Annotated in this window: 9 protein-coding genes and 1 riboswitch; all 9 genes read right to left on the bottom strand. The window is 73.1% G+C overall.

The annotated features are described in order from the left end of the window. Positions 1-21 precede the first annotated feature (21 nt). The 9 genes from cobI to OO68_RS24365 all read right to left on the bottom strand — a co-directional run bounded on the left by cobI (position 22) and on the right by OO68_RS24365 (position 12,714). On the bottom strand, positions 22-753 hold the full coding sequence (gene cobI, locus OO68_RS24325; protein WP_106974406.1) for a precorrin-2 C(20)-methyltransferase: 732 nt from the start codon (positions 751-753) through the stop codon (positions 22-24). Beyond that, complete coding sequence (locus OO68_RS24330) at positions 750-2,135, bottom strand: cobyrinic acid a,c-diamide synthase CobB (protein ID WP_033311030.1); 1,386 nt, start codon at positions 2,133-2,135, stop codon at positions 750-752. The genes cobI and OO68_RS24330 overlap by 4 nt, the downstream gene beginning before the upstream one ends. Further along, positions 2,132-2,731: a cob(I)yrinic acid a,c-diamide adenosyltransferase gene (gene cobO, locus OO68_RS24335; RefSeq protein WP_033310897.1), complete on the bottom strand. Its 600-nt coding sequence runs from the start codon at positions 2,729-2,731 to the stop codon at positions 2,132-2,134. The genes OO68_RS24330 and cobO overlap by 4 nt, the downstream gene beginning before the upstream one ends. Next, complete coding sequence (locus OO68_RS24340) at positions 2,731-4,728, bottom strand: putative cobaltochelatase (protein ID WP_033310898.1); 1,998 nt, start codon at positions 4,726-4,728, stop codon at positions 2,731-2,733. The genes cobO and OO68_RS24340 overlap by 1 nt, the downstream gene beginning before the upstream one ends. Then, positions 4,725-8,381, bottom strand: coding sequence for a cobaltochelatase subunit CobN (gene cobN / locus OO68_RS24345; RefSeq protein ID WP_033310899.1), 3,657 nt, complete (start codon positions 8,379-8,381; stop codon positions 4,725-4,727). Before cobN ends, OO68_RS24340 begins: the two co-directional genes overlap by 4 nt. Further along, positions 8,378-9,886 (bottom strand): cobyric acid synthase, encoded by a 1,509-nt coding sequence (locus OO68_RS24350; protein WP_033310900.1) that lies wholly within the window; start codon positions 9,884-9,886, stop codon positions 8,378-8,380. Before OO68_RS24350 ends, cobN begins: the two co-directional genes overlap by 4 nt. A gap of 1 nt (position 9,887) precedes the next feature. Continuing rightward, the gene (locus OO68_RS24355) at positions 9,888-10,841 is read right to left on the bottom strand and encodes a cobalamin biosynthesis protein (RefSeq protein WP_033310901.1); all 954 of its coding nucleotides are present in this window, start codon (positions 10,839-10,841) and stop codon (positions 9,888-9,890) included. 100 nt (positions 10,842-10,941) lie between these two features. Continuing rightward, a riboswitch (cobalamin riboswitch) is annotated at positions 10,942-11,099 on the bottom strand. Positions 11,100-11,213: 114 nt separating this feature from the next. Continuing rightward, the gene (locus tag OO68_RS24360) at positions 11,214-11,435 is read right to left on the bottom strand and encodes a hypothetical protein (protein ID WP_033310903.1); all 222 of its coding nucleotides are present in this window, start codon (positions 11,433-11,435) and stop codon (positions 11,214-11,216) included. A gap of 34 nt (positions 11,436-11,469) precedes the next feature. Continuing rightward, a complete protein-coding gene (locus tag OO68_RS24365) occupies positions 11,470-12,714 on the bottom strand; it encodes an inorganic phosphate transporter (RefSeq protein WP_033310905.1) in 1,245 nt (414 codons plus the stop codon). Between the last annotated feature and the right edge of the window lie 263 nt (positions 12,715-12,977).

Below are 12,977 nucleotides of genomic sequence, written 5' to 3' on the forward strand. Positions count from 1 at the left end.
GGTGATGCAGGACGGGGGGGGTCAGAGCTTGCCGCCCCGGCCGCCCTCGCGCCGGGCGGGTGCGATGAGCGTCGACAGGTAGGGCAGGGGCGTCTCGTCGAGCTCGGCGGCCGGGCGCACGGACTCCTCCGGAAGCCCCAGCGCCGATCCCCACACGGCGTCGGCGAGCCGCCCGGTCTCCCGCAGCGCCTCGGCGACCTCGTGCGCCTGCCGCCCGAACTTGTAGGCGACCACGGTCCCGGGCCCGGCCAGGGCGTCCTTCAGCACGGCCGCCCCGGCGGTGACCGGCACGAGCGTGAGCGGCTCGGTGCCCTCGGTCAGCACGGCGCCCGACCGGGCTGCGAGGTCCTGCATGGCGGTGATCCCGGGCACGGTCTCGACGACGGTTCCCGGCACCAGCTCGGCGATGGTCTGCGCGAGGTAGGTGAACGTCGAGTACACGTTGGGGTCCCCGATGGTCGCGAAGGCCACGGCGTCGTGCGCGCGCAGCAGTTCGGCGACCCGGTCCCCGGCCGCGTCCCAGGCGGCCTCGCGCCGCCCCCGGTCGCTGCGCTCGTTCAGCGCGAACACGACCCGGACGACCTTCTCCCCGGGCACGTAGTGCAACACGGTCGCCTCGGCCCGGCCGCGTTCCATGGTGTCCATCACGGGCACGACGACGACGTCCGCCTCCCGCAGGGCGTTCACGCCCTTGACGGTCACCAGCTCCGGATCCCCGGGGCCCACCCCGACTCCGACCAGCCTGCTGTTCATGACGTCCGGCACCTCTCCACGAACCGATGGGCGACACCGGGCTCGGACGCCCAGTGCGTGTGCAGATAACTCGCGTGCACACCGCGCTGTACGAAACCTTCGACCCGGGGCCGGGGGCCACGGACCCCCCAGGCGGGCTCCGCTCCCGAGCCGGGCTCCACGACGGTCCGGTGGAACTCGTGCCCGCGCATCCGCGTCCCGGCCGCCGCGAGCACACTGTCGCCGATGGCCACGGCGTCCCGGTAGCCCAGCGTGAGCCGCTCGCTCATCCGCGCCCCGGCGTCCAGCACACCGCACATCGGCAGCCCGTCCAGCTCCCGGCACAGGTACAGCAGCCCGGCGCACTCGGCGGCGACGGGAGCACCGCTGCCCGCCAGCTCGGCGACGGCCTTCCGCATCGGTTCGTTGGCGGACAGCTCGGAGGCGTACACCTCGGGAAACCCACCCCCGACCACCAACCCGGCGGTCCCTTCGGGCAGTTCCTCGTCCCGCAGGGGGTCGAAGGGGACGACGTCGGCACCGGCCGCGGAGAGAAGCTCGGTGTGCTCGGCGTAGGAGAAGGTGAAGGCGGACCCAGCGGCGACGGCGACGACGGGCGCGCGGTGCTCAACCGCTTCGTCCGGCCGTGTCGGGTGGTGGGCGGGCGAGGCGGGGGTCCAGGGGGCGGAGCCCCCTGGTACGGCACCGGCTGCACGTGCCAGTGCTTCCAACGCCCCGAGGTCACACCCGTCGGCCACCTGCGCAGCCATCGCAGCAACGGCCTCGACCGCAGCACCCTGGCGTTCGGCAACGGGAACCAGCCCGAGGTGCCGAGAAGGCGTGGACACCTGCGCAGCCCGCCGCAACACCCCCAGCACCGGCACCCCGGCCTGCTCCAGCGCCTCCCGCAACAGCTCCTCGTGCCGGTCCGAGGCGACCTTGTTCAGGATCACGCCCCCGACCCGCACCTCCGGGTCCCAGGAGGCGAACCCGTGCACCAGCGCCGCCACCGACCGGGACTGCGACGACGCGTCCACGACCAGCACCACCGGCGCCCCGAGCAGCTTCGCGACATGAGCCGTGGACGCGAGTTCCCCCTCGCCCGCAGCCCCGTCGTACAGCCCCATCACACCCTCGACGACGGCGATGTCACACCCCTGCGCCCCGTGCAGGAACAGCGGCCCGACCAGCTCGGGCCCGCACAGGTACGCGTCGAGGTTCCGTCCCACCCGCCCGGTCGCGAGCGCGTGGTACCCGGGGTCGATGTAGTCCGGCCCGACCTTGTGCGGGGACACGGCGAGCCCCCGCGCGGCGAACGCGGCCATCAACCCCGTGGCGACGGTGGTCTTGCCACTGCCCGAGGAGGGCGCGGCGATGACCAGCCGTGGGACGGAAGCACTCACCACTCGATGCCCCTCTGGCCCTTCTGGCCCGCGTCCATCGGGTGCTTGACCTTGGACATGTCGGTCACCAGGTCGGCGAAGTCCACGAGCTTCTCGGGCGCGTTCCGCCCGGTGATGACGACGTGCTGCGTCCCGGGCCGCTCGCGCAGCACGGAGATCACCTCGTCCGTGTCCACCCAGCCCCAGTGCATCGGGTAGGCGAACTCGTCCAGCACGTACAGCTTGTACGTCTCGGCCGCCAGGTCCCGCTTGACCTGCTCCCAGCCCTCCCGGGCCTTCTCCTCGTTGTCCATCTGGGCATCGCGCTGCACCCAGGACCAGCCCTCGCCCATCTTGTGCCAGTCGACGGTCCCGCCCTCGCCGGAGGCGCCGAGCACCCGCAGCGCGTTCTCCTCGCCGACCTTCCACTTCGCCGACTTGACGAACTGGAACACCCCGATGGGCCACCCCTGGTTCCAGGCCCGCAGCGCGAGCCCGAAGGCGGCGGTGGACTTGCCCTTGCCGACGCCCGTGTGCACGACGACCAGCGGCCGGTTCCGGCGCTGCCGCGTCGTCAGCCCGTCGTCCGGCACCACACTCGGCTGTCCCTGCGGCATTACGCGGCCCTCCTCTGCACGTCCTTCACGAGCCCGGCGATGCTGTCCGCGCGCAGCTCGTCCAATGTCACGGCCGTTCCGCCCAGTTCACCGGCGAGCTGCCCGGCGAGCCCGAGCCGTACCGGCCCCGACTCGCAGTCCACGACGACGGAGGCGACCCCGTCGGCCGCGAACAGCCGGGCCGCCCGCCCGGCGAGGGCGACCGGCTCGGGGCCGCCGGTGGCCCGCCCGTCCGTCACCACCACGACCAGCGGCCGCCGCGCGGGATCGCGCAGCCGCTCCACACGCAGCACGTCATGGGCGCGCAGCAGCCCCGCCGCGAGCGGCGTACGCCCGCCCGTCGGCAGCGTCTCAAGCCGGGCCGCCGCCGCGTCCACCGACGAGGTCGGCGGCAGCGCGACGTCCGCGCCCGTGCCGCGGAAGGTCACCAGGCCCACCTTGTCCCGCCGCTGGTAGGCGTCCAGCAGCAGCGACAGCACGGCGCCCTTCACGGCGCTCATCCGCTGCCGGGCCGCCATCGACCCGGAGGCGTCCACGACGAACAGCACGAGGTTGCCCTCGCGCCCCTCACGGGTGGCCTGCCGCAGATCGTCCCGGCGCACCACCAGGCCCGGACCGGACCGCCCGCGCGCCCGCTGATGCGGCGCCGCCGCCTGCACGGTCGCCGCCAGGTGCAGCTTGGTGAGCGCGCCCCGGGGCCGCCGGGCCCCGGTCGTCCGCCCGTGCTCGGTCCGCGCCCGGGACCGCCGCCCGGCGGCACCCTCGCCGATCCCGGGCACGCTCAGCACCTTGGTGCGGAACGGCTCGGAAGCCCGTACGGCCGACTGCTCGCCGGCCCCCGAGGGCTGCGGCTGCCCGTTCTCGCCGGCCTCGGGCCGGGCCGCGGTGTCATCGCCGCCCTGGGGCGCGTCGTCGGGCTCCGGCTGTCCGCCGCCCCCGCCGGGCCCGTCAGGACCTTGGTCCGGATCCGGGTCGTCGTCGTCCGAGCCGCCGAACTCCTCCAGCGTCTCGTCGAGCTTGTCCTCGTCGAGCCCCGGCGCGTCGAAGGGGTTGCGCCGCCGCCGGTGCGGCAGCGCGAGCAGCGCCGCCTGCCGGACGTCCTCCGCGAGCACGTCCGTGCGCCCGGCCCAGGCCGCCAGCGCGGTGGCGGTCCGCGCCATCACGATGTCGGCGCGCATACCGTCCACCTCGAAGGCCGCACAGGTCGCCGCGATCTGCCGCAGCGCCCCGTCGCCCAGCCGCACGGACGGCAGCAGCTCCCGCGCGGCGACGATCCGGGCCCGGACGGCGGCCTCCTCATCGGCCCAGCGCGCGGCGAACCCGCCCGGATCGTCGTCGTAGGCAAGCCGCCGCCGGACGACCTCCACCCGCTGGTCGGGCTCACGGGAGGCCGTGACCTCGACGGTCAGCCCGAACCGGTCGAGCAGCTGCGGCCGCAGCTCGCCCTCCTCGGGGTTCATCGTGCCGACGAGCAGGAAACGGGCGGCGTGCCGCACCGAGACGCCCTCGCGCTCGACGTACGAGGCGCCCATCGCGGCGGCGTCCAGCAGCAGGTCGACCAGGTGGTCGTGGAGGAGGTTGACCTCGTCGACGTAGAGGATCCCGCGGTGCGCGTCGGCGAGCAGGCCCGGCTCGAAGGCCTTCACGCCCTCCGACAGGGCCCGCTCGATGTCCAGCGCGCCCACGAGCCGGTCCTCGGAGGCGCCGACGGGCAGTTCGACCATGCGCGCGGGCCGCTCGGCACCGCCGCCGGCCTCGTGGGGCCCGTCCGGGCACCCCGGGTCGGGGGAGGCGGGGTCGCAGGAGAAACGGCAGCCGGGGACGACCGGGACCTCAGGCAGCAGCGCCGACAGCGCCCGCACCGCCGTCGACTTGGCCGTGCCCTTCTCACCGCGCACCAGCACACCGCCGACCGCCGGGGACACGGCGTTCAGCAGCAGCGCGAGCCGCAGGTCGTCCTGGCCGACGACGGCCGTGAACGGAAAGGGGGTGGTCACTTCTCGTCGCCCTCCAGGTCGCCTTCGAGTTCCAGATAGGTGGCGCGCAGCCGCTCCAGCGTCTCCGCGTCCGGCTCGGCCCACAGTCCGCGGTCGGCGGCCTCCAGCAGCCGTTCGGTGATGCCGCGCAGCGCCCAGGGGTTGGACTTCTTCATGAAGTCCCGGTTCTCCGGGTCGAAGACGTACTCGGCGCTGAGCTTCTCGTACATCCAGTCGTCCACGACCCCGGCCGTGGCGTCGTACCCGAACAGGTAGTCCACGGTCGCCGCCATCTCGAAGGCGCCCTTGTAGCCGTGCCGCCGCATGGCCGCCATCCAGCGCGGGTTGACCACCCGGGCGCGGAACACGCGGTGCGTCTCCTCGCCGAGCGTGCGGGTCTTCACCTGGTCGGGGGTGGCCGAGTCGCCGACGTACGCCTCGGGGCTCGCGCCCGTGAGGTGCCGGACCATGGCGACCATGCCGCCGTGGTACTGGAAGTAGTCGTCGGCGTCGACCAGGTCGTGCTCACGGGTGTCGACGTTCTTCGCGGCGACGGCGATCCGCTTGAACGCCGTCTCCATGTCCCCGCGCGCGGCCCGCCCGTCGAGCCCCCGCCCGTAGGCGTAGCCGCCCCACACCGCGTACACCTCGGCGAGGTCGGCGTCGGAGCGCCAGTTGCGGGCGTCGATCAGCGGCAGCAGACCGGCCCCGTACGCCCCCGGCTTGGAGCCGAAGATGCGGGCCGTGGCCCGGCGGCGGTCGCCGTGCTCGGCGGTGTCCTGGTCGGCGTGGGCCCGGACGTAGTTGGACTCGGCCGGCTCGTCCAGCTCGGCGACCTTGCGCACGGCGTCGTCGATCAGGCCCACGACGTGCGGGAACGCGTCGCGGAAGAAGCCCGAGATGCGGACCGTCACGTCGATGCGCGGCCGGCCGAGCTCCGCGAGGGGGATCACCTCGAACCCGGTCACCCGCCGCGAGGCGTCGTCCCACACCGGCCGGCAGCCCAGCAGCGCCAGGATCTCGGCGATGTCGTCGCCCTGGGTGCGCATCGCGGAGGTGCCCCACACCGTCAGGCCGACGGACGTCGGGTACTCGCCGGTGTCCTGCAGATACCGCTGCACCAGCGAGTCGGCGAGCGACTGCCCGATCTCCCAGCTCAGCCGGGACGGAATGGCCTTGGGGTCGACGGAGTAGAAGTTGCGGCCCGTCGGCAGGACGTTGACGAGCCCGCGGGTCGGCGAGCCGGACGGGCCGGCCGGGACGTAACCGCCGTTCAGGGCCCGCAGGATGTGCCCGATCTCATCAGTGGTTTTCTCCAGCCGGGGCACGACCTCGGTGCAGGCGAACTCCAGCACGGCGACCGCGTCGGGCAGTTCGGTGCCGAGGACCTCCCGGACCAGCGGCGCGCTCTCGGCGACCGCCCAGCCGCGCTCCTCCATGCCCTCCGCGATCCGCCGGCACAGCTGCTCCAGCAGGTCGATCGCGTCGGCGGCGCTGCGGGCCGGACCGTCCACCAGGTCCGTCAGCTCGACGGGCACCTTCACCGGAGCGCCCGGCTCGGCGAGCAGTTCCTTCTCCACCAGCCCGAAGTGCTGCGCCAGCGACGCCCGCAGGCCCGGCAGTGCGTTGGCCTGCCCGCCCCACACCTGCGAGGCGCGCAGCACGGCCAGCACGAGGTTGACGCGCGGCTCACCGACCGGCCCGCCGCCCAGGATGTGCAGGCCGTCGCGGATCTGCACGTCCTTGATCTCGCACAGATAGCCGTCGATGTGCATGACGAACTCGTCGAACTCCGCGTCGTCCGGCTGCTCGTCGACGTGCAGGTCGTGGTGGAGTTCGGCGGCCTTGACCAGCGTCCAGATCTGGGCGCGCACGGTCGGGGCCTTCGCCGGGTCCAGGTCGGAGACCAGCGCGTACTCGTCGAGGAGCTGCTCCAGCTTGGCGAGGTCGCCGTAGGTGTCGGCCCGGGCCATCGGCGGCACTAGGTGGTCGACGACCGTGGCGTGCCCGCGCCGCTTGGCCTGGGTGCCCTCGCCCGGGTCGTTGACGATGAACGGGTAGACCAGCGGCAGGTCGCCGAGGACCGCGTCCGGGGCGCAGCCGCCGCTGAGCCCGAGGCCCTTGCCGGGCAGCCACTCCATGGTGCCGTGCTTGCCCATGTGGACGATCGCGTCAGCGCCGAAACTGTTCTCCAGCCACCGGTAGGCCGCCATGTAGTGGTGGGACGGCGGCATGTCCGGGTCGTGGTAGATCGCGATCGGGTTCTCACCGAAACCGCGCGGCGGCTGGATCATCACGACGACGTTCCCGAACTGCAGGGACGCCAGCACGATGTCGTCGCCGTCGACGTAGAGACTGCCCGGCGGCTCGCCCCACGCCTCGGTCATGGCGTCCTTCAGCTCCGGGTCGAGCTTCTCGAACCAGGCTCGGTAGTCGGCCAGCGGAACCCGCGCGGGCGCGGCGGCCAGCTGCTCCTCCGTCAGCCACTCCACGTCGTGCCCACCGGCGTTGATGAGCCGGTGGATCAGCTCGTCCCCCTCGTCCGGGTGTCCCTCCACGACGTACCCGGCGTCCCGCAGCGCGTCCAGCACCCGCACCGCCGAGGCCGGGGTGTCAAGACCGACCGCGTTGCCGACCCGCGAGTGTTTGGTCGGGTACGCGGTGAAGACCAGGGCGAGCTTCTTCTCGGCGTTCTCCTTGTGCTTCAGCCGCGCGTGCCGTACGGCGATGCCGGCGACGCGTCCCGCACGCTCCGGGTCGGCGACGTACACGGGCACGTCGTCCGGACCCTGCTCCTTGAAGGAGAACGGCACGGTGATCAGCCGCCCGTCGAACTCCGGGATCGCCACCTGCATCGCGGCGTCCATGGGGGACAGGGCGGCGTCCGAGTCCGCCCAGGCCTGCCGCGACGACGTCAGGCACAGGCCCTGCAGCACGGGGATGTCCAGTTCGGCGAGGGCGCCGATGTCCCAGGCCTCCTCGTCACCGCCCGCCGAGGCCTGCGAGGCGTGGGTGCCGCCGGCCGCGAGGACCGTGGCGACGAGGGCGTCGGCCTGCCCGAGGATCTCGTACAGCCCCTCGTCCGCGCCGCGCAGCGAACCGCAGTACACCGGCAGCGCGTTGGCGCCGCGCGCCTCGATCGCGTCGCACAGGGTGTCGACGAAGGCGGTGTTTCCGCTCAGTTCGTGGGCCCGGTAGAAGAGCACGCCGACGGTCGGACGGCCCTCCACGCGGGTGCGCTCGCCGTGGACGCCGTACTCGGGCATTTTCCGCGGCTCGACGAACCCCTCGCCCGTCAGCAGCACGGTGTCGGAGAGGAACCGGGCGAGCTCGGTCAGGTTCTCCGGCCCGCCCTCCACGAGGTACTTCAGCGCCTCCGCGACGACACCGGCCGGCACGGACGACTCGGCCATCAGCTCCGCGTCCGGCACGGCCTCGCCGCCGAGCAGCACGGTCGGGATGCCGGAGGCCTTCAGCGCGGCGAGCCCGTCCTCCCAGGCCCGCTTGCCGCCGAGCAGCCGGACGACTGCGATGGACGCCCCGTCCAGCAGGGCCGGAAGCTCCTCCCGGACGTCCACGCGGGTCGGGTTGCCGATCCGGTAGTCGGCACCGGAGGCGGCCCGGGCCGCCAGCAGGTCCGTGTCGGCGGTCGACAACAACAACACAGTGCTCATGCGGGCGCTCCCGGTGGAATGAAGGGCAGTCCTTGTGGCGCGCCGGACTCGATGAGCCGCCACAGCGCGTCGGTGTCCGCGTGCTGTTCGATCAGGTCGCCGAGCCGGTCGAGCTGCTCCTCGCGCAGCGCGGCGAACGAGGTGTCCGGAGCGGGCACGAAGCGACGGCCCGCGGCGGCCGCCACCTTGCGCAGAAAGGCCCGCCGGAAGCCGTCCGACTCCAGCGAGCCGTGCCAGTGCGTACCCCAGGTCTGGCCGACCCGGCAGCCGTCCAGGAAGGGGTCTCCGCCGGTGACGTCGGCGACCCCGTGGTGGATCTCGTAGCCCTCGACGTGCTCCCCGAAGGCCTCGCCCGCCGGTCGCGTGAGGGTCTTCTCGCGGGCGAACCGCACCCGCACGGGCAGGATCCCGAGCCCGTCGACGTGGCCCCGGCGGCTCTCGACGTCGTCCTCGATGTGCTCACCGAGGATCTGGAAGCCGCCGCAGATGCCGAGCACGGGCCGCTGCTCGGCGGCCCTGCGGACCAGGGCGTCGGCGAGCCCGCGCTCGCGCAGCCACTCCAGTGCCCGGACCGTCCCGCGAGTGCCGGGCACGATGACGAGGTCGGCGTCGGACAGTTCCTCCGGCCGGTCCACGAACCGCACCACGACGCCCGGTTCGGCGGCCAGCGCGTCCACGTCGGTGAAGTTGGACATGAGCGGCACGGCACAGACCGCGACGCGCAGCACGTCCTCACCGACGGGCGGGGCGACGACGGACTCCCGCACGGTCCCGCGCAGGGAGACCCTGAGCCCGTCCTCCTCGTCGATCCCGAGCCCGTGCCGGAACGGCAGCACACCGTAGGTCCGCCGACCCGTGAGCCCGAGCAGCATGTCCAGCCCCGGCTCCAGCAGGGAGACGTCCCCGCGGAACTTGTTGACGAGGAACCCGGCGACACAGGCCTGGTCCTCGGGCGACAGCAGCGCCACCGTCCCGAAGAACGAGGCGAACACCCCGCCCCGGTCGATGTCGCCGACGACGAGCACGGGCAGCCCGGCGTTCCGGGCGATCCCCATGTTCACGATGTCCGTTCGCCGCAGATTGATCTCGGCGGGAGAACCGGCCCCCTCACAGATCACCGCGTCATACGTGCCCCGCAACTGCTCCAGGCAGTCCAGCACCGTCCCGAGCAACTGCTGCTGCCGTCCGCCGTGGTAGCCGCGTGCGCTCAGCTCCCCGACCGGCTTGCCCAGCAGCACGACCTGACTGCTCTGCTCGCCACCGGGCTTGAGCAGCACGGGGTTCATCAGCGCGGTCGGCTCGACCCGGCAGGCCTGAGCCTGCATGGCCTGGGCCCGTCCGATCTCGGCTCCCTCCGTCGTCACGAAGGAGTTCAGGGACATGTTCTGCGCCTTGAAGGGCGCGACCTTGACGCCCTGGCGCACCAGCCACCGGCAGATCCCGGCGGTCACGACGCTCTTGCCGGCGTCGGAGGTGGTACCGGCGACGAGAAGCCCACCGCTCATGTCATTTCCCCCTGTTCGATGACCGCGCGCTCATCAGCAACCGCGCCCCGGCGCACACCCCGAGCGCGAGCCAGGTGACGCGCTTCGACAGCCGCACGGCCCGCTCGACGTCATGCGTGCCGACGGACCGCCCCCGCGTGTTCAGCACGGGCCGGTGCTCCACCCGCCCGCCGTACGAGAGCGTCCCGCCGAGCCGCACCCCGAGCGCCCCGGCGAACGAGGCCTCCACGGGCCCGGCGTTGGGACTCGGATGCCGCACCGCGTCGGCCCGCCAGGCGCGCACGGCCCCCCGCGGATCCGGCCCGGCCAGCACGGCGAGTACGGCGGTCAGCCGCGCTCCCGGCCACCCCGCGAGGTCGTCCAGCCGCGCGGAGGCCCAGCCGTAGCGCCGGTACCGGGCCGACTTGTGCCCGACCATGGCGTCCAGGGTGTTGACGGCCCGGAAGCCCAGCAGCCCCGGCACCCCGCCGACGGCGCCCCACACCAGTGCCCCCACCACCGCGTCGGAGGTGTTCTCGGCGACGGACTCGACCACGGCCCGGGCCATGCCGTCGGCGTCGAGGGCCTGCGGGTCCCGCCCGCACAGATGCGGCAGCCGGGCCCGGGCCGCCTCGACGTCCCCGGCCTCCAGGGCCTGCCCGATGGTCCGTGCCTCCCGGGCGAGTGAAGTCCCCCCGACGACGGCCCAGGTGGCGGCGCCGGTCAGTGCGACGGACGCGACGGCGGACGTCCGCACGGCCCGCGCGGCGGCGGACCCGAGGGCGACGGCCCCTCCGGCACACACGGCGGTGTGCAGCGCGCCCCACCCGCGGTGGTCCCGCCACAGCACCCGTTCCACGGCCCCCGCGGCCCGTCCGAACGCGGCGACCGGATGCCCCCGGCGGGGATCACCGAGCAGCAGGTCACCGATCAGACCGGCGGCGGCGCCGTACGCGAAGACGCGACCGGCACCCATGGGCTCAGCCGTCCAGAAGGGCGGGCAGGGGTGGGGTGTTGAACCTCGATCGGCAGCCGCGCATGGCGATATGTGTCCTCACTCAGGGTGTCCACGCCCTGGTTCGACGAGACCGGCGGTGAGAGTTCCTGGCTCCCGGGGATCACTACCCCGGTGACAGTGGCGGGACCGCGCCGGACTCGCACCGGCTTCCTCTCCTGCCGCCGTATTGGCCCCGGCAGTCCACCACGGCCGGGAACCGCCGTCAACTTGCCGTTGACCTGCGAGGGGAGAGTGTGGAGAACCCCACATCGCCCCCCGCGCACACACGACGACCGGGCGGCACGGGACTCAGGTCCCGTGCCGCCCGGCGGACGATGTGCGGTCGGGCCGTCAGGCCACGATCAGATAGATGCCGTACCCGACGGCCGCCGCGCACGCCGCGAAGCACGCGTACGCGCCGGTGACCGCGAGGCCGGCGGACCCGCCCTGGGCCACCGCCCGCTCGCGGCGGGACAGACCGGTGATGCCGAGGGTGAACAGGGCCACGAGAGCCACGGTGACCACGAGGCTGACGCCGAACACGGAGCCGAGGGCCGCCCAGTCGATCTTCATATCGGTGAATCTTCCTTGTTGCCGGTGGGCGGGGTCAGACCGTGGTGGTCGTGGAGGCCGTCCGCTCGGCGGTGGCCTGGGCGGGGAACGACGGCACCGGCTCCTCCGCCGGCGTGCCGGCCGGCGGCGGCGTCACCGCGGCCATCGCCGTGGTCACCACGCCCGCGGGCTCCGCGTCGTCGGTGTCGTTGACGTTGGTGTGGTCGACGACCTCACGCCGGGAGATCTTCCAGATGGCCGCCGAGGAGGCGACGAGGAAGACGGCCACCACCGCGGTACCCCAGGCGCCGAAGCCGGTGACGTACTCGGCGACAGCGCCCACCAGGGCCGCCGCCGGCAGCGTCAGACCCCAGGCGACGAACATCCGCGTCGCGGTCGACCAGCGGACGACACCGCCCTTGCGGCCGAGCCCCGCGCCCATCACGGCGCCGGAGACGGAGTGCGTCGTCGAGAGAGAGAAACCGAGGTGCGAGGAGGCCAGGATGACCGTGGCCGCGGAGGTCTGGGCGGCGAAGCCCTGCTGCGGCTGGAGGTCGGTCAGGCCCTTGCCCATGGTGCGGATGATGCGCCAGCCGCCCAGGTAGGTGCCGAGCGCGATCGCGATGCCCGCGGAGAGGATGACCCACATGGGCGGGTCGGAGTCGGGGGCGAGGGTGCCGCCGGCGACCAGGGCGAGGGTGATGATGCCCATCGTCTTCTGCGCGTCGTTGGTGCCGTGTGCCAGGGAGACCAGGCCCGCCGACGCGATCTGGCCGGCCCGGTAGCCCTTCCGGGACGCCTCGCCGTCGGCCTTCTTGCCGAGGGAGTACGTCAGCCGGGTGGCCAGCATCGCCGCGATGCCGGCGACCAGCGGGGCGGCGATCGCCGGGATCAGGACCTTGGTGACCAGCACGTCGCCGTGCACCGCGCCGACGCCCGCCGAGGCGATCGTGGCGCCGATCAGACCGCCCATGAGAGCGTGCGAGGAACTGGACGGCAGACCGACCAGCCACGTCAGCAGGTTCCAGAGGATCGCGCCGACCAGGGCGGCGAAGATGACCTCGGGCCGGATGCCGGCCTCGTCGACGAGGCCCTTGGAGATCGTGTTGGCGACTTCGACGGACAGGAAGGCGCCGACCAGGTTGAGGACCGCGGACATGGCCACCGCAACCTTGGGCTTCATGGCGCCCGTGGAAATGGTGGTGGCCATCGCATTCGCGGTGTCGTGGAAACCGTTCGTGAAATCGAACGCGAGTGCGGTTACCACCACAATCGCGAGGATCAGCGAGAAGCTTTCCATTTACCCAGGCAATCGTTCGAGGTCGTTGGCTGGACGACCGTAGGCAACCTGAGTGAACGGAAGATGAACTGGGAGGGGCGCAGGGGTGACCGCACAGGGGGGTCCGGGCGACGCCCCGGGACGGCCGCCCCGGCGCCCCATGACCAGGCTCCCGGGCGCACCGCTTCAGCTGATCGAGTGACCCGTTGAAGAGATTCCGGTCACCCGGCAGGGTTCCGCCGCCGGTCTCGTACTGCCAGAGGCCGGCTTCCGGCCTGAAGTGC

It is taken from the genome of Streptomyces iakyrus, from assembly GCF_000717055.1.
GTDB lineage: Bacteria > Actinomycetota > Actinomycetes > Streptomycetales > Streptomycetaceae > Streptomyces > Streptomyces iakyrus.

Coding starts and splice junctions, on each gene's coding strand:
- OO68_RS24355 (WP_033310901.1), bottom strand. CDS start 10,841: ATGGGTGCCGGTCGCGTCTTCGCGTACGGCGCCGCCGCCGGTCTGATC.
- OO68_RS24350 (WP_033310900.1), bottom strand. CDS start 9,886: ATGAGCGGTGGGCTTCTCGTCGCCGGTACCACCTCCGACGCCGGCAAG.
- cobO (WP_033310897.1), bottom strand. CDS start 2,731: ATGCCGCAGGGACAGCCGAGTGTGGTGCCGGACGACGGGCTGACGACG.
- cobI (WP_106974406.1), bottom strand. CDS start 753: ATGAACAGCAGGCTGGTCGGAGTCGGGGTGGGCCCCGGGGATCCGGAG.
- OO68_RS24365 (WP_033310905.1), bottom strand. CDS start 12,714: ATGGAAAGCTTCTCGCTGATCCTCGCGATTGTGGTGGTAACCGCACTC.
- cobN (WP_033310899.1), bottom strand. CDS start 8,381: ATGAGCACTGTGTTGTTGTTGTCGACCGCCGACACGGACCTGCTGGCG.
- OO68_RS24360 (WP_033310903.1), bottom strand. CDS start 11,435: ATGAAGATCGACTGGGCGGCCCTCGGCTCCGTGTTCGGCGTCAGCCTC.